Annotated in this window: 16 protein-coding genes; 12 read left to right on the forward strand and 4 right to left on the reverse strand. The window is 68.9% G+C overall.

What is annotated here, in order from left to right; genetic code table 11:
* Positions 1-3: 3 nt before the first annotated feature.
* The 8 genes from ACYQ78_RS29940 (at position 4) to ACYQ78_RS29975 (ending at position 7,568) form a co-directional block, all read left to right on the forward strand.
* A complete protein-coding gene (locus tag ACYQ78_RS29940) occupies positions 4-1,635 on the forward strand; it encodes a glucuronyl esterase domain-containing protein (RefSeq protein ID WP_459804301.1) in 1,632 nt (543 codons plus the stop codon).
* 120 nt (positions 1,636-1,755) lie between these two features.
* Positions 1,756-2,505, forward strand: coding sequence for a hypothetical protein (locus tag ACYQ78_RS29945; RefSeq protein WP_459804302.1), 750 nt, complete (start codon positions 1,756-1,758; stop codon positions 2,503-2,505).
* Between the two features lie 68 nt (positions 2,506-2,573).
* Positions 2,574-3,314, forward strand: coding sequence for a neutral zinc metallopeptidase (locus ACYQ78_RS29950; protein ID WP_459804303.1), 741 nt, complete (start codon positions 2,574-2,576; stop codon positions 3,312-3,314).
* Positions 3,315-3,317: 3 nt separating this feature from the next.
* Positions 3,318-4,079: a neutral zinc metallopeptidase gene (locus ACYQ78_RS29955; RefSeq protein ID WP_459804304.1), complete on the forward strand. Its 762-nt coding sequence runs from the start codon at positions 3,318-3,320 to the stop codon at positions 4,077-4,079.
* Between the two features lie 44 nt (positions 4,080-4,123).
* Positions 4,124-4,900, forward strand: a complete 777-nt coding sequence (locus ACYQ78_RS29960) for a hypothetical protein (RefSeq protein ID WP_459804305.1) — start codon at positions 4,124-4,126, stop codon at positions 4,898-4,900.
* Positions 4,901-4,976: 76 nt separating this feature from the next.
* The gene (locus ACYQ78_RS29965; protein ID WP_459804306.1) at positions 4,977-5,507 is read left to right on the forward strand and encodes a hypothetical protein; all 531 of its coding nucleotides are present in this window, start codon (positions 4,977-4,979) and stop codon (positions 5,505-5,507) included.
* 28 nt (positions 5,508-5,535) lie between these two features.
* On the forward strand, positions 5,536-6,216 hold the full coding sequence (locus ACYQ78_RS29970; RefSeq protein WP_459804307.1) for a response regulator transcription factor: 681 nt from the start codon (positions 5,536-5,538) through the stop codon (positions 6,214-6,216).
* The gene (locus ACYQ78_RS29975; RefSeq protein ID WP_459804308.1) at positions 6,213-7,568 is read left to right on the forward strand and encodes a sensor histidine kinase; all 1,356 of its coding nucleotides are present in this window, start codon (positions 6,213-6,215) and stop codon (positions 7,566-7,568) included. Before ACYQ78_RS29970 ends, ACYQ78_RS29975 begins: the two co-directional genes overlap by 4 nt.
* Here the strand turns inward: ACYQ78_RS29975 and ACYQ78_RS29980 are convergent.
* Complete coding sequence (locus ACYQ78_RS29980; RefSeq protein WP_459804309.1) at positions 7,556-8,869, reverse strand: WD40 repeat domain-containing protein; 1,314 nt, start codon at positions 8,867-8,869, stop codon at positions 7,556-7,558. The genes ACYQ78_RS29975 and ACYQ78_RS29980 overlap by 13 nt on opposite strands.
* Positions 8,866-10,275 (reverse strand): WD40 repeat domain-containing protein, encoded by a 1,410-nt coding sequence (locus ACYQ78_RS29985; protein ID WP_459804310.1) that lies wholly within the window; start codon positions 10,273-10,275, stop codon positions 8,866-8,868. The genes ACYQ78_RS29980 and ACYQ78_RS29985 overlap by 4 nt, the downstream gene beginning before the upstream one ends.
* 118 nt (positions 10,276-10,393) lie before the next feature.
* Between ACYQ78_RS29985 and ACYQ78_RS29990 the strand changes: the two genes are divergently transcribed.
* A complete protein-coding gene (locus ACYQ78_RS29990; protein ID WP_459804311.1) occupies positions 10,394-11,860 on the forward strand; it encodes a protein kinase domain-containing protein in 1,467 nt (488 codons plus the stop codon).
* Here the strand turns inward: ACYQ78_RS29990 and ACYQ78_RS29995 are convergent.
* A complete protein-coding gene (locus tag ACYQ78_RS29995) occupies positions 11,846-12,544 on the reverse strand; it encodes a hypothetical protein (RefSeq protein WP_459804312.1) in 699 nt (232 codons plus the stop codon). The genes ACYQ78_RS29990 and ACYQ78_RS29995 overlap by 15 nt on opposite strands.
* Positions 12,545-12,599: 55 nt before the next feature.
* Between ACYQ78_RS29995 and ACYQ78_RS30000 the strand changes: the two genes are divergently transcribed.
* Positions 12,600-13,151, forward strand: coding sequence for a hypothetical protein (locus ACYQ78_RS30000; protein WP_459804313.1), 552 nt, complete (start codon positions 12,600-12,602; stop codon positions 13,149-13,151).
* 176 nt (positions 13,152-13,327) lie between these two features.
* Here the strand turns inward: ACYQ78_RS30000 and ACYQ78_RS30005 are convergent, their stop codons facing one another.
* A complete protein-coding gene (locus ACYQ78_RS30005) occupies positions 13,328-14,533 on the reverse strand; it encodes an ROK family transcriptional regulator (RefSeq protein WP_459804314.1) in 1,206 nt (401 codons plus the stop codon).
* A 77-nt stretch (positions 14,534-14,610) separates the two neighbouring features.
* On the opposite strand from ACYQ78_RS30005, the gene ACYQ78_RS30010 reads away from it, so the two are divergent.
* Together ACYQ78_RS30010 and ACYQ78_RS30015 are read left to right on the forward strand one after the other, a co-directional pair.
* A complete protein-coding gene (locus tag ACYQ78_RS30010; protein ID WP_459804315.1) occupies positions 14,611-15,453 on the forward strand; it encodes a LacI family DNA-binding transcriptional regulator in 843 nt (280 codons plus the stop codon).
* 122 nt (positions 15,454-15,575) lie between these two features.
* Positions 15,576-16,874: an ABC transporter substrate-binding protein gene (locus ACYQ78_RS30015; protein ID WP_459804316.1), complete on the forward strand. Its 1,299-nt coding sequence runs from the start codon at positions 15,576-15,578 to the stop codon at positions 16,872-16,874.
* Positions 16,875-16,923: the final 49 nt, after the last annotated feature.

Below are 16,923 nucleotides of genomic sequence, written 5' to 3' on the forward strand. Positions count from 1 at the left end.
CCTGTGTCCATCCGCTCGATGGTCGTCGTGTTGACGACGGCCATCCTGACGGTCGCCGGAGCGGTCACCCTGTTACCCGCCTCGGCCGCCTCCACGGTCGAGAACGAGGGCGCCGACTGCGCCGTGACCCTGCCCGACGCCGGATCGCTGCCCACCAACTCCCGGCTGCCCGACCCCTTCAGACGGCTGAACAACACCCGGATCACCAGCAAGGCCGACTGGCGTTGCCGCCGCGAGGAGATCAAGCGTCTCTCCGAGCGGTTCATCTATGGCGAGAAGCCCGGCAAGCCGTCGAGTGTGACCGGCACGGTCTCCCGCACGAGCATCACCGTCAACGTCTCCCACCAGGGGCGCAGCTCGACCTTCTCGGCGCCGGTCGAGGTGCCCACCGGTAGCGGGCCGTTCCCCGTCGTGGTCGTTTATGGCGGATTCGGCGCCGACATCAACACCATCAAGGCCGCCGGGGTGGCCGTCATCAGGTACGACCCCTATTCGGTCGGGCGTGAGGGCACTCCGCGCAACAACAAGCAGGGCGCCTTCTACAGCATCTACGGCGCGCAGAGCCAGACCGGTCTGCTGGCCGCCTGGGGCTGGGGCGTCTCCCGGATCATCGACGTCATCGAGGCGTCCGGGAGCACCATCCTGAAGGCCGACGCGACCGGCGTGACCGGGTGTTCCCGTTTCGGCAAGGGCGCGTTCGTCGCGGGGGCGTTCGACCAGCGCATCGCGCTGACCATGCCCATCGAGTCGGGTACGGCCGGCGTGCCGATCCTGCGGGGTGTCCCGGGCGAGGGCGCGCAGAGCCTGAGCAGCGCCTACGGCGAGCAGCCGTGGTTCGGCGACGCGTTCTCCTCGTTCACCGGCAGCCCGACGCGGCTCCCCGTCGACACGCACTCGGTCGTGGCGATGATCGCTCCGCGTGGTCTGTACGTGATGGACAACCCCCACATCGCCAACCTCGGCCCGCGCTCGGCGAGCGTCGCGGCCCTGGCCGGCGCCGAGGTCTACAAGGCGCTCGGCGCGGGCGACAACATCTCCTACTGGTCGGACGTGGCCGACGGCACCCACTGCGCCAACCGCTCGGAGTGGCGTGACCAGCTCACCAAGAACCTGCGCAAGCACCTGCTGAAGACGGCCAACGACCCGGGCGCGATCCGCGTCTCGTCGCGCGCGTCGGGCAACCTGGCCGACTGGCGCGACTGGACCACCCCGACCCTGACCGACGGCCCGCCTCCCAGCCCGACGCCCACCCCGTCGCCGACCCCCACGCCCTCGCCCACTCCGACCCCCAGCCCGTCTCCGACGCCTTCTCCGACCCCCACGCCGTCGCCGGAGCCCGGCGGGGCGTGCACGGCCACCTACCAGCAGATCAACTCCTGGCCGCAGGGCTTCCAGGGTCAGGTGACGGTACGAGCCGGGACCGCCGCCATCCAGGGCTGGACCGTGACCTGGACCTGGCCGGGCTCGCAGACGATCACCCAGCTGTGGGGCGGCGTGCGCTCCGGCAGCGGTCAGAACGTCATCGTGAAGAACGAGACCTACAACGGCAACCTCGGCGCGAACGCGAGCACGACGTTCGGCTTCACCGGCGGCGGAACCGCCGCCACACCTACCCTGACCTGCACCAGCCCTTGATCTGTACGTGGTGAGCGCGGACCCGTGGCCTTCCTGGGCCACGGGTCCCGTTCATGACTTGCCGGTTTACACCCGTAGCGGCACGATGTGGGCCTTGTGAGACGAACCCTGATTTCCGGCTTGGCGTTAGTCGCCGTCCTCGCGGGACTGGCCACCCCGGCGGCGGCCGACCCCGCCACCGACCCCAAGCTCACCAAGAACTCCCTCTATTCGACCGGAGCGTTCCCCCGCTCCGTCTGCGCCGAGAAGCCGATCAAGCAGCGCAACAACGCCGCCGCCGGCCGGGCGTACATCACTTTCGTGGTGGGTTGTCTCGACCGGATCTGGTCGAAGCAGTTGGCGAAGAAGGGCATCAAGTTCAAGAAGCCCAAGCTCAAGCTGCTCGCCAAGGACCCCGCCCGCTACTGCGGGATCAAGTGGACGAACACGAGCGACATCGACTACTGCGAGAGCAGCAGGGAACTGATGGCCGTCCTCGACCGGACCATCCTCAACCTCGGCCCCGACGACCTGTGGATCTTCACGTCGCTCTCCAACGCCTACGCCGAGCACGTGCAGTACCTCACCGGCATCGAGACGGCGATGTGGAAGATCCTGCCGGAGGAGGACGAGCCCGGCTTCGACGAGACCAACCGCCGCGTCTTCCTCCAGGCCTTCTGTCTTTCCGGCGTCTTCACGGGCAGCGTTTTCCCGTCGATGCCGCGTAAGACCTCCGAGTGGAACTCCATCGTGAAGGCGCACGCCAAGTTCCTCAACGGTGAGGCCCTCGGGAGCGTCAAGAGCATCACCTATTGGATGAACCGCGGTTTCACCTCGCGCGATCCCAAATTCTGCAACACCTGGATTGTCTCGAACTCGCTGGTGGCGTGACGTCGTACACAGAAAAGGGCCCGTGGCGGAAACGCGCCACGGGCCCTTTCTGGCACCATATGGATCTTGTGCGACGCATTCTGATCCCCGCTCTCGCCTTATCCCTGGTGGCGGCCGCTCCCGCCGACCCCCGGCTCACGGGGAACGTCCTCTATAAAACCGGTGTGATTCCGCGGTCGGCCTGCGCGGAGAAGCCGGTGGAAAAACGCAACGACGTGAAGGCCGCCAAGGCCTACGTCACCTTCCTGGTCGGGTGTCTCGACCGCGTCTGGTCGAAACAGCTCGCCAAGGCGGGCATCAGGTTCACCAAACCCAGGCTCAAACTCCTCACGAAGAACCCGGCGCGCTACTGCGGGTGGAAGTGGGAGAAGGGCGCCTACGACGACTACTGCGAAAGCGACAAGGAGATCCTGGTCGTCCTCGGCCGGACGCTGCTCGACGTCGACCCCGACGACCTGTGGATCTGGACCGCCGTCTCCAGCAGATACGGCGAGCACGTGCAGTACCTCACCGGAATCCAGCGGGCCACGGACAAGGCGTGGCCGGACGACGAGGCCGCCCAGAACGAGGTCCTCCGCCGCGTCTTCCTCCAGACGTACTGCCTCACCGGTGCCTTCACCGCGAGCGTTTTCCGGTCGACGCCGCGACGGCTGTCGGAGTGGAAATACATCGTGGGCGAATGGACGACGATCGAAAGCAAGGAGGCGGGTTCCGCCGAGAACATCGCCCACTGGATGAACCGCGGCTTCAACACCCGCGACCCGAAGAACTGCAACACCTGGACCGCTCCGACCCGACTGGTGGCGTGACCCGTGCGACGCATCCTGCTTTTCGCCCTGCTCTTATCCCTGGTGACGGCCACCCCCGCCTACGCCGACCCCATCGACGACGTGGGACTCACCGAGAACGCCCTCTACGAGACGGGCCCGATTCCCCGTTCGACGTGCGCGGAGAAGCCGATCTCCCGGATCAACCACGCGCCGACCGCCAAGGCCTATGTCACCTTCGTGGCGCGCTGCCTCGACCGCGTCTGGTCGAAACAGCTCGCCAAGGCCGGCGTCACCTTCAAGAAGCCGAAACTCTCGCTGGTCACCAAGGATCCCCGCACGTTCTGCGGAGCCGGCTGGCAGAAGAACCAGATCTTCGCCTACTGCGACCGCACCGGGACGATCATGATCGTCCTCGACTGGAAAATGCTCAGCAAGAAGCCGGACGACCTCTACATCTTCACCCTCATGGGCAATCTCTACGGCAACCACGTCCAGCGGCACATGGGGATCCTCGGCGCGTTCAGGGAGATCGTGCCCAACGAGGAGAGGAAGATCATCCCCCATTTCGTCCGCCGCCTGTACCTGCAGTCGTTCTGCCTCTCGGGCGCTTTCACCGGTAGCGTCTACCGGTCGATGCCGCGTAACTCGGCCGACTGGAAGTTCATCGTCCGGATCAAGGGCCGGGAGGCGAGCTGGTACAACGGGACGGCCAAGAGCATCGCCTACTGGATGAACCGAGGCTTCAACACCCGCGACCCCGAGAACTGCAACACCTGGGTCGTCTCCGATCGACTGGTGGCGTGAAAGGTCTTGTGCGACCTACGGCGGGCCGCCACGATCTTGGGTTTGTGAGACGCATCTTCATTCCCGGTCTGGTGGCGGCCGTCGCCGTCACGGGCCTTTCCGCGCCCGCGAACGCGCACCCCTCCTCCGACCCCGTTCTCGCCGAGAACGCCCTCTATTCGACGGGGCCGATTCCGCGTGCGAAGTGCGCGGAGAAGCCGATCAGGCGGAAGAACCACTTTCCGACCGCCAAGGCCTATGTCGAGGTCGTCGCCGGTTGCCTCGACCGGGTCTGGGCCAAGCAATTGGGGAAGGCGAAGTTCAGGTTCAAGAAGCCGAAGTTCCGGCTGCTGGCGAAGAATCCCATCTGGGACTGCGACCTCAAATGGGAGAAGCAGTGGTCCTACGGCTACTGCGCGGACAACCGGACGATCACCATCGTCCTCGACAAGCGGCTCACCGGCCGCACGCCGGGTGACCTGTCGCTCTTCACGCTGGTCGCCACGCTCTACTCCGAGCACGTCCAGTATCTCGCCGGGATCGAGAAGGCGTGGGTGCGGGCGCTCCCCGACTCGGAGGACCTCGGCGCGGAAGAGACCGAAGACGAGATCATCCGCCGCCTCTACCAGCAGTCCCTCTGTTTCGCCGCCGCCTTCACCGGCAGTGTCTACGCCTCGATGCCGCGTAAGTCGGCCGACTGGAAGGCCGCGGTGGCGAAGAGGTCCAAGGAGCGTCACTGGGGATCGCCGGAGGACACCACGTACTGGATGAACGGCGGTTTCACCACGCGTGACCTGGCCGATTGCAACACCTGGCGGGCGGAGAACTCGCTCGTCGACTGAAATCTCAGGATCTTGCCAAGAAGGGTCCCTATCGTCCCGATCGCCACATCCGGTCACACGAAAGGGAATCCCTCCCATGCGGCGTAGCACCTTCGTTCCCGCTCTGCTCGGCGCGGCCCTGGCCGGCGCCACCCTGGTCGGCGTCGCTCCGGCCTCCGCCACCAACGCCAACCCGTGCGAGAAGGCGCCGTGGATCGGCCAGGTGCAGGGCAAGCCCGCCGGCCTCACCGCCGGTTCGCGCGCCGGCAACTACTTCTGGCACGACAAGAACGGCTTCCACATGCGGATCACGCAGAAGGCGCCGCGCAAGGCCACGGTCTACACCGGCACGATCACCTCGAACACCCCGATCCGCGACTTCAAGTGGGTCAAGCTCGAGTCGAAGCAGGACTCGGTCGTGCTGTCCGAGGACAAGCTCACCGTCACCTTCAAGGTCGTCAACCACGGCCGCCTCGACGGCTTCTCCTTCCGCACCTCCTGCGCCGACACCCTCACCGTCTCGGGCCTGACCATCAACACCAAGGTCCTGCCGACCGGCAAGGTCTACCTGGGCAAGACCAAGTCCCACCCGGCCACCATCCCCTTCACGGTGAACCGCAGGGCCTAAGCTCCCAGGTCCAGGAGGTAAATGCGGTATGGGCGCACACCGGATCCTGGCCGTCGACGATGACCCGGCCATCCTGAGGGTGCTCCGGCGGGGGCTCACGCTGGAAGGCTTCTCCGTGGAGGCGGCCGGCGGCGGCCAGGCCGCACTGGAGGTCGCCGACCACGTCGACGCGATCGTCCTGGACGTCTCGATGCCGGGCGTGACGGGCATCCAGGTGTGCGCCGAACTGCGCCGGCGGGGTTCGGAAGTCCCGATCCTGATGCTGTCGGCGCTCGACGAGGTCGCCGATCGCGTCGCCGGTCTCACCGCCGGCGCCGACGACTACATGGTCAAGCCGTTCGACCTCACCGAACTGGCGCTGCGGCTGCGCGCGCTGCTGCGCCGGTCGGGGCCGGCGACGGTCGGCTCGGGCGTGCGGGTCGGCGGCCTGGTCCTCGACACCGACGGCCGCGACGCCGTCTTCCACGGCCGCCCGCTCGGCCTCACCCGGCGGGAGTTCGACCTCCTGGAGGTCCTGGCCAGGAACAACGGCATCGTGCTGTCCCGCGAGACCCTGCTCGAAAGAGTCTGGGGTTACGACTTCGCGGTGACCGCCAACGCGGTCGAGACCTTCATCGGCTACCTCCGCCGCAAACTCGAGGCCGAGGGCGAGCCGAGAATCCTGGAGACGGTCCGCGGCGTCGGATACGTCCTCCGGATCCGATCATGAAACTGTCGACCAGGTTCGCCCTGTGCGTCGCCCTGCTGGTGCCGCTGCTGGTCGGGCTGCCGGGCCTCCTGGTCGTCCACCTGTCGGTGGAAGACCTGCACACCGCCCGCGACCAGCGCCTGACCCAGCGCCTCCAGGCGCTCACCCCGCTCGCCACCAACTACGTGACGCGCCCGGTCCGCATCCGCCCCGCCGAGGGCGACCTGACCGAAGGCGCCTACGTCGATCCGGTACGCGGCCAGCCGCTGGTCGTCGGCGCGGTGCCTGGCGGGCTGCCGGCCCCCTCCACGTCCCCCGCGACGGCCGGAACCTGGCGCTACCTCAGCACCGACCTCGGCCGCCGGGGCCGCCTGTGGGTCTTCGAGGAGCAGGGCCCTCTCGAAGCCCAGATCTCCGACCTGTACGACCAGCTCCTGATCGTCACCCTGATCGCGCTGGCCGCCGGGGCCTTCGCCGGCCTCGCCCTCGGCCGGTTCGCCCTCCGCCCGCTGGCCCGCCTCACCAAGGACATGAAGGCCGGCAAGGGCCGCCTGACCCGCAAGACCCGCGCCCGCGAGATCGACGAACTGGCCGGGCTGGTCAACGCCCTGCTCGACCGCCGCGACGAGGCCGTCCACCGCACCGCCGAAGCTCTGGAGACGGCCCGCGCCTTCGCCGCCACGGCCGCCCACGAACTGCGGACCCCGCTGACCAGCATGGGCGGCAACATCGCCCTGCTCGGCTACCCGAACCTCCCGCCCGGGGAGCGGGTCGAGGTGATCCGCGACCTGGCGATGGAACAGGCCCGGGTCGAACGGCTCATCACCATGCTCCGGCAGCTCGCGCGGGGAGAGCTGATGGAACCCGACTCGCTGAAGGACGTCGACCTGGCGGGGGTGAGCGAGGTGGCCGTCCAGGAGGCGACCCGCAGGCACCGGCACGCCCACTTCGTCGCGCATCTGCCGGTATCGGCGATGGTCCGGGGGTGGCCCGACGGGCTGCGCATGATCGTCGACAACCTGCTGGAGAACGCGGCCGTCCACGGCGTCGGGCCCCGGGGGACGGTACGGGTCGATCTGACGGTACGGGTCGAGGGGACCGTGGCATTGTTGCGGGTGGCCGACGACGGGCCGGGGATGCCGCCCGAGCTACACCAGGAGGCCTTCAACCGCTTCAGCCGCCGGGCGGGGAGCCCGGGCACGGGCCTGGGGCTGACCTTGATCCACCAGCAGGTGGTCCTGCACGGCGGCACGGTGGAGATCGAGCCGTCGTCGGGGCGAGGTCTGTCGGTGCTGATCCAGATGCCGATCGCCTGGCGGCCCGACGGGCCGAGCGACGGGCTGTCGTGGCTGTCCCTGCATCAGAAGCTCTGATGACAGAACTCGTAGCCGTCCTCGTCGTAGGACCGGAACTCCGGCAGGTCGGCGTCTCCCACGTAGCGGTTCCAGTCGTCTTGGCCGATCTTGACGGTTCGCGGGCCCTCGCAGAACCACTCACCCGGGTCGGCGGCGATCTCGGCCAGATCGCGGAGGTCCCACAGGGTGCTCCCGGTCGCTCCGGAGGTCAGCGCGATGCCGCCGTCGGCGCTGAGGGCGGCCGAGGAGATCTCCCGGTCCTCTCCGTTCAGTTCGAGCAGGCGGGCCGGGTCGGCCGGGTCGGACAGGTCCCAGACGAAAGCGGACCTGTACGCACCGCTGATCAGGGCGGTCTTGCCATCCGAGGTCAGGGACAGGTTCTCGACGTACTCCAACGGCACCTCGAACTCGGCGAGTTGCACGGGCGGCGACCCGTCGTCGAGGCGCCACAGGTCGAGTTCGCTCTTCCGGCCCGCCAGAACGGTCCGCCCGTCGGGGGTCATCGCCACCGGGGTCTGCGTGCCGGTGGGACTGGAGAGGTCGGCCGATTCGACGGGATCGGCCGGATCGCGGAGATTCCAGACATGGACCGCGCCCACTCTGTTCGCGACGACCGCCTTGGTACCGCCGGAGTCGACGGCGATGTCGTAGAAGCCGAAATTGCCCGCCTTGGTCACGGACAGGCGCTCGGGACGCGAGATGTCGGACAGATCCCATACGGCCAGGTTGCCGTCTCTGTCACCGGCCACCGCCAGCCGCCCGTCACCCGACAGCGCCAGCGCGTCGACCGGTGCGCCTCGCAGGGTGCCACCCCGCACGGGCTTGGCCGGGTCGCTGAGGTCCCACGTGGTCACGCGGTCTTCGTCGTCGGTGGTCGTCGCGGTCCGGCCGTCGGCGGACAGTTCGGAGGGGTAATCCTCCAGGGCGGCGATCGGGCCGTTCATCTCGTACTTCCCCCCGAGCCAGGTGGTCAGGTCCATGACGGAGGACCCGGCCAGGGCGCGCAGGCCGTCGGCGCTCAGGGCCACGCCGCTGGGCAGGTCCGTGGGCAGCTGCCGGTTCCACCACCACACCAGCACGTCGGTCAGCTGGCCCCGGGTGTGGTCGTCGGGATGGATCTTGAATGCCGCAGCCGCGAGATCCCTCGCGGTGGCGGGATCGGTGTCACGCAGCTCCGCCGCGTGAAACGCGAGGCGATACGCCGTCGCCTCGCGCGTCCGGGCCGAAGAGGCGTCGTGTTCGCGCAGCCAGCCGACGCCCAGAACCGGAATGGCGGCCAGCAGGATTCCGAGCGCCGCCAGCATGCTCACGTTCCTCATGGCCGGAGGAAACACAGTGGGAGGAAGTCACGGTCGGTCGGTCCGTAGTCCGACCAGTCGGTGTCTCCCATGAATCGGGCCCAGTCGGCTTTTCTGATGTCCGCGCCGGGGTTGTGGTCGCAAGCCACGTCGCCCGGGTCGGCGACGATCTCGTCCAGCTCGCGGAGGTCCCACAGCGTGACCCCCTCCGACCCGGAGGTCAGTGCGACGCCCCCGTCACCGCTGATCGCGGTCGAGCGGATCTCGCTGTCCTCCGCCTTCACCTGTGCCAGGTGCACGGGGGCGGACGGGTCGGACAGGTCCCAGAGGAAACCGGTGGGGGTGCTCCCCGCTATCAGGGCGGTCGTGCCGTCGGCGGTCAGCGACAGGGCGGCGACGGTGTTCAGCTGCATGATTTCCTCGAAGAGGGCCGGAGGCGGGGCGACCTGGGCGATGCGCTTGGGTGGCGACCGGTCGTCGAGACGCCACGTGTCGAGCCCGATGGGTGTCGCCACCAGGACCGTCCGTCCGTCGGCGCTCATCGCCACGTCGGCCGTGCTTTCCGTGACGTAGAGGAGGTCGGCCGACTTGACGGGCTTGGCCGGGTCGGCGAGATCCCAGGTCCGCACCGTGCCGTCGTCCGCCGCGGTGACGGCCACGCGACCGTCCGCGCTGAGGCCGATGTCGCTGATGACGGTGTCGTGCGCTTTCGTCACCGACACGCGCGCCGGTCGTGATCGGTCGGTCAGATCCCACACGAACAGGTCACCGTCGGAATGGCTGAGGAGCACCCTGCGCCCGTCGGCGGACGACGCCACCGAGTCCACGGCCGAGGTGTGCTCCTCGCCGTCGTCGTCGCCGGGCAGGGTGGCGAGCCGGACGGGCTCGGTCCCATCGCCGAGGTCCCACACGATCGCGACCTTCTTCCGCTCATCCGAGGTGATCGCGGTCAGGCCGTCAGCGGAGAGTGCGATCTCGCCTCGCCAGTCGGGGTCTCCCTTCAACACGGCCCGCGGGTCGATGTCCCGGCGGCTCTCCGGGTCGAGCAGGTTGGTCAGGTCCCAGACCTCGGTCGTCGAGCCGTCATCGATCAGAGCGGTTCGCCCGTCGGAGCTCAGCGCCACCTCGCCGGCCAGACCCGAGAGATCATGGCTGAATATCAGCCGGTCGATCAGCCGGGCTCTGGTCGCCGCGTCGGGATGGATCTCGAATGCCGCGTGGGCGAGGCGTCTGGAGAGGAGGGGCTCGGTGTCGCGGAGTTCCGCCGAGTGGAACGCGAGCCGATACGCCACCCTTTCGTCTCGCTGCGCCGAGGCGTCGGCGTGTCCGCGCGCCCAGCCCCAGCCCGCGCCGGCGACCACGGCGGTGGCCAGTAACGCCGTGAATAATCGGGTTCGGCTGTTTTCGCGCAGCCCGGATAAAGCCATGTGCCCCCGCCCATGGTGCTTTTCTATGATCTTCCGCAGAAATTACACATGGTTGCCTGAATGTGCCAGGGTCCGGTCACACATGGACCGGCACCACTCCGCGGGGCACACTGACCGGGTGACGGTGGACGAGGCCTGGGCGGTCGCGGTACCCGACGGTTATCGCGTGGGGGAGTGGGAGGTCGTCCGGCCGATCGCCTCCGGGAGCTGGGCCAGCGTCTACGAAGGCCGGCGCGATTGTGGCCGCGTGTCGGCGCTGAAGTTCCTGCCGACCGGGACGGTCACCCGCCGCCAGGTGCGCCATCTCCAGGACATGGCCGAGCGCGAGATCCGATTACACGACCAGCTCCGGCACGACCGCCTCATCGGCCTGCACGAGATCCTCACCGTCGACGACGCCGCACGTCCCGAGCTCGACGGGGCCTGTGTGCTCGTCACCGAACGGGCCGAGCGCTCCCTGGCCGACCTGCTCCAGGACTCGGTTCCGGTACGCCACACGCCGCGCATCCTGGCCGAGATCTGCGAGGGCCTCGCCCACATGCACGCCGAGAAATGGGTGCACGGCGACCTGAAGCCCAGCAACATCCTGATGATGGCCGACGGGTCGGTGCGGCTGGCCGACTTCGGGCTCAGCGCCGAACTCCACGGCACCCACGGCTATCTGCCGCCGATCGGGTCGATGGACCACCTGCCGCCCGAGCGCTGGAGCGAACCCCTCACCGTGCGGGGGAAGGCGGTGCGCACGTCGGCCGACATCTGGGCGCTCGGCGTGACGGCCTGCCAGCTGTTCACCGGGCGCTATCCGTTCGCGGCGCCGACCCCGCGCGGGCGTTACGTCGCGGCGGCCGAGTACGCCGCGGGGCATCGGGGGCTCGACCTGCCCGCGTCGATCCCCGACGGCTGGCGTGAGTGGATCGCCTCCTGTCTCGACCGGGACGTGCGGTCGCGGCCGACCGCCTTCGAGCTGCTGCACCGGGCGCGGGTGCTCAACGGCGCGCCCGACCCCGTCACACCCGCGATGCTCAGAACCGTCAGGTCGCTGGTGGCGGCGCTGTTCGTGCTGGGGTGTACGGCGGCCTCGACCGTCCAGATCGCCGCCGACCCCTACGCCCGATGGTTGAACCCGGCGGCCACCGACATCCCCGGGCAGTACAAGGCGCTGATCGTCGAAGCGGGCACGATGTGCGAGGAGCCCGGGGTGAGCCCGGCGCTGATCGCCGGGATGCTGAAGGCCGAGAGCGGCTTCGACCCCGCGCTGTCCGACCCGGCCAAGGACGAATACGGCATCGCCCGCTGGACCCCCTCCGTGCTGGCCTACTACCTGCCGAACGACCGGCGCGGTACCGTCCTGCCGCCGCCGCTCACGGTGGAGGACTCGATTCCGGCGGTCGGGCGCTATCTGTGCAGCCGGTTGCGGTTCCTCGCGTCGGTGCCCGGCGATCCGGGGCTGCTCGGGGCGGCGGCGTTCCGCAGCTCCGACGACACGGTCAGGAAAGAGGGCGGGATCCCCGAGCGGTTCCGCGCGCACATCGAGCAGGTCAGGCAGGCGCGGGACCGCTATCTGCCCGCCTCAGCCGTCGAGTAGCTTCAGGTGCTCCTCACGTACGAGATCGAACCGCAGCGCGATCGACACGAGCGCGGCCCGCTGCCAGTCGGCCTTCCGCGTCTCCTCGGGTGGCTTGACGCGGAGTTTCGTACGGGCCAGGTAGTCGATGTGGAAGTTGACGGCGCTGCGGGTCAGGTCGGTGGCGCCGACCCGGTCGAGGATCTGCGGCACGGTCGGGATCACCGACGACGCGCAGTCGCGCAGCCTGGGCTCGCAGAGGGCGACCAGCACGAGGAAGTATTTGGCGGTCTCGTCCAGCGAGAACATCGACAGCGTCGGCTCGCCTTCGCGCGGGCGGACGCGGTCGACGAAACTGTGCTGCGAGGCGAAGACGAGAAACGTGCATTCACCGACGGCGACCGGGAGAACGACCCGGGCGAATTCAAACGGAATGGGGGCGGCGGCCCTTCCGGGGGCGACTTTGAGGAATTCGCCGCCGCCTTCCGGATTTTCCACGACGAGTGTGGCGTCGTGACTGTAATTGGTCAGCAGCCAGAAGTCCTGAACAGCGGAGATGGCCCCGGCGAGGCGCGAGACCTCGGGATGGTCGAGGGAGAAGTCGACGTTTCCCCGGCCGAACGTCGCCTCCTCTCCCGGCCGGAGCCCGAGCGGAGTCGCATCGGAATTCTCCCTTTGGAGTAAGACCGTCTGATCAGTGGACATACCCCAACAATATGCTCGGCGGGTTTGTCGGTGGCGGCCTCTACGCTCCGTGCTCATGACTGAAGACGGAATGCAGACCCTCCGCTTTGAGCTGCACGTCGAAGACTGCGGCCAGGTCCACCTGCTCGAATATGATCTCGGTGACACCTCCAACGGGGAGCAGAACGTCGCCTATGTCGAGGTGCGCAGCGGCATCGCCGACTTCTGGATCTCCACCCAGTGGGGCGACATCCCGTTCACGGTGACCGTCGCCGACCGTGATCCGGGTGCCGATCTCGACGGCTATGACGACGTCGTGGAGATCGACTACTGCTCGGCTTCGGGCCGGCTGGTGATGGGCGGCTGGGCCCTCGACTGGAGCGACGACGACGCACGTCAACTTCCGCCGCTCCCCGGCGGTCCCGGCACCTACCGGTTGCGCTACCACGTGCGCGGCATCGACGAAGAGCGCTGCGGCATCGACGACCACTACCTGCAGATCTGGCCCTCGGAACCGGCCGAACCCGCAGTGCTCAAGGCCACGAGCCGGGCTTACGAGTACTTCAAGGACCCCGCGGCCGCCGAGAGGGCATGGGAGGAGGCCCAGCGGCAGGCGGCAGGTTCCTGACCGGCTACACCCGCCCCCAAGGCGGCGAGGTCAGACCGACTAAGAGGTCCTCCGATGCCCGACCACTGGCCGTTGCCACGTGCCGCCTATGCAGGCGATGCATCTCGCCGCACCGGCGCCGGGTTCAGCTAGCTTCACGTTGTTAGGAGCTCTCAACCCGCCCACAAGCCAGCAGGTCAGACCGGCTGCACAGCCACCTGCGGTCCGTGGCCCGGCGCGACCGAGCCCTGCAAGACGAGGGCCGCGCCGCCGATGGCCGCCGAGTCTCGTGGGTTGCTCGACAGGTCGACCTGCACCGGGTGGATCCGGCGGGAGAACGCGCGGGTGGCGAGCCGGTGGCGGATCTCGCTCACGTACAGGGAACCGGCGACGGCGAAGCCCGGCCCCGCCAGCACCAGAGTGTCGAGGTCCCACAGGTTCGCCAGGGTCAGGGCGCCGTCGGCCAGTAGGGAGGCCGACTCGTCGATCAGGGCGCGGGCCTGGTCGTCGCCGTAGATGGCGGCTCGGGCGAGCACGTCGAAGGCCCGTGAGTAGGGGTCGTCGGGGCGGATGCCGAGGCGGTCGGCCAGGCCGGGGGTCGCGCGGGCGCGGGCGACGAGGGCGGAGGGGGCGGCGTAGAGCTCCAGGCAGCCGCGGTTGCCGCAGCGGCACGGGCCGCCGTCGCGGACCACCGACATGTGGCCGATCTCGCCCGCGTTGGAGCTCGCGCCGCGTTGGAGCGCTCCGTCCAGAACGACGCCCGAGCCGATGCCCGAGTTCATGTAGAGGCAGCCGAAGGTGCGGTCGCGGGAGACCTGGCGGCCCCAGAACTCGCCGACGGCGGCGGCCGCGGCGTCGCCGTCGACCAGGACGGGCACGCCCAGCCTCGCCGACAGTTCGTGGCGCAGGTCGACCTCTTCGAGCCCGGACAGGCCGAGGAACCGGCCGCGCGCCACGTCGACCGGGCCGGGCGCGACGACCGCGAGGCCGGCCACGCTCTGCGGCGCGAGGCCGAGGCCGCCGGTGACGTGCTGGTAGAGCGCGACGAGCTGGGCGACCAGGTCGTCGGAGACCGCGACGAGTTCGCGGCCGATGGTGCCGCCCCGGGTGTCGGTGACCACGCACGTCAACGCGTCGGTGCCGACGCGGATGCCCACGCCGTATGCTGAACGCGAGTTGATCACCAGCATGGTGCGTGGTTTGCCGCCGGTCGCTACTGTGTCACCGGTCTCGCGCACCACGCCGTCGTCGAGCAGGCGGCGCACGATGTTGGAGATGGTCGGCTGGGTCAGCCCGGTCGCCTCGACGAGTTCGACCCTGCTGATCGGGCCGGCCGACCTGATGAGGTCGACGACGAGCGCACGGCTCCCCGGTCCCGCAGCCGCGGACTCTCGCCTGGCCAACGCTCGACCCGCCTCTCTATTCTTGCCGCCACACCGGCGGCATCTGGGCACGAGGTTAGTTCACGAGGAGGACATCGATGCTCCCTGGTCCGCGCGCGGGCACACCGGTGGGGCTCGCATTGGTGCGGGACGCCGAGGTGCTCGGGGCCGAGCCGTTCTTCCACGAGTTCATCGCGGGCATGGAACGCATCCTCGTGCCGCTCGGGGTCCCGGTGTTGTTGCAGGTCGTGGCCACGGTGGCGCAGGCGTCCGAACGCATGCGGGCGTGGGCGGCGCAGGGGCAGGTGCAGGGGGTCATCCTGATCGACCTGCTGCCGGGTGACGAACGGGTGGAGCTGGTCGGCGAACTCGGCATGCCGGCGATAGTGATCGGCGACCCGGTCACCGCCGGAGGGCTGACGGCGGTCTGGACGCAGGACGAGGTCGCGATGCGCGACGTCGTCGCCCGGCTCATCGCGGGCGGCCACCGCCACCTGGGCCACGTCGCGGGCCCGGCCGAGATGGCCCACACGATCATCCGGCGGCAGACGTTCGACGACGTCGCCGCCGAGCAGGGCATCCGGACGACCACCTTCGACGGCGACTACTCCGAGGCGGCCGGCGTCCGGGCCGTCACGGCCCTCGCGCAGATGGACGACCGGCCGACCGCGCTGGTCTTCGACAACGACGTCATGGCCCTGGGCGCGCTGCAGGAATCAGGAAAAATCGGTATAAACGTCCCACGTGATCTGTCGCTCGTCGCCTGGGACGACTCCGCCCTCTGCCAGCTCGCCGAACCCCCGCTGAGCGCGGTCAGCCACGACGTGCAGGCCCTCGGCGAACTCGTCGGGGCGGAGCTGCAGGAGATCCTCTCGGGGACCTCGGCGAAGGTGGTCAGGGCGGTGCCCGCGGCCCTCGTCGTCCGAGGGTCGAGCATTTAATAGATTACTAATCTTTCTTATTGACGCCGGGGCTTCCTGTCCTGTTTGCTGTGGTTCAGCACACCCCAGCAATCTCTTCGCAACCCCTGAGTAACTCCGGGGACATCAGCAAAGGAAGCCCCATGCGTCGCTTTGCCTTCGCGGCCGGAGCTCTCGTTCTCGCCCTCGCCTCCTGCGGCACCTCCTCCGAGGAGCCTTCCGCCGCCCCCGCCACGGGCGGCAGCGCCCCCGCCGGCGGCGGTTCCATAGATGTCGTCACCCGCTGGACGGCCGGCAACTCGGCCGCCGCGGCGCAGAAGCGCGTCTTCGACGCGTTCACCGCCGAGACCGGGATCAAGATCAACCTGACCGAGGGCCTGGAGGCCATCGACGACCAGGTGGAGACCTCGGTCGCGGCCGGGAAGTCGCCCGATCTCGTGATCGTCAACCTCTTCGACAAGACCGTCGGCTGGCTCGACGCCGGGGTCACCGTCCCCGTCGACCAGTACGTCAAGGACTGGGGCCTCGAGGGCAAGATCAAGCCCGAGGCGCTGAACGAGTGGAAGTCGGCCGGTGGGGAGACCCAGGGCCTGCCCTACTCCGGGTTCAGCTGGCCGCTCTGGTACAACACCGAGCTGCTCACCAAGGCCGGGGTCGCCGCCCCGCCGAAGACGACCGACGAACTGAAGGACGCCGCCAAGAAGCTGCGGGCGGCCGGGATCGGCCCGCTCACCGTCGGCGGCAACGACTGGACCGGCCAGAAGCTCTTCTACCAGATCGCCCAGTCCTACACCGACGCCGCGTCGATGCAGAAGGTCATGCAGGAAGGTGGCTACTGCTCGACCCCCGCGGTCATGAAGGGCATCGAGCTGTTCACCGACCTGCGCGACAGCGAGGTCTTCGTCGACAACGTCGCGGGCCTGTCCGCCGACGACATGTACGCCTCCTACTACTCGGGCAAGGCCGCGATCATGTCGGCGGGCTCGTGGGCGTACACCGAGTCGAAGGCGGCCGGCACCGGCATCGAGACCCGCACCACCCTCGGCGGGTTCCCGGCGGCGAGCGGCGGGGCCTACGCCAAGCCGACCGCCTACCAGGGCTTCACCGGCGTCGGCTTCATGATCACCAAGCAGGGCGCCTCGCCCGAGAAGATCGACCTGGTCAAACAGCTCGTCACCCGCTTCTACGCCGACCCCACCGTCGGCGACTTCGTCAAGGACAGCAGCATCCTGCCGCCCACCACCGGTGACTTCGCGAGCTTCGCGACCGACCCGCTGCTGAAGGCGTCGCTGGGCCTCGACGGCACCGTCGACTACGCCGTCCTGCCGGACGTCTGGATCGGTTCGGCCTCCGACCCGATCACGACCGTGCTGGCCGGGGCGTACGGCAAGGCCACCCCGCAGGAGATCTGCGAAGGCCTCGACACCGCCACCCAGGGCTAGGACCAACCACCGGGTGGGGGCCGCCGTGCGCCGCGGCGGCCCCCACCGC

It is taken from the genome of Herbidospora sp. RD11066, from assembly GCF_054661255.1.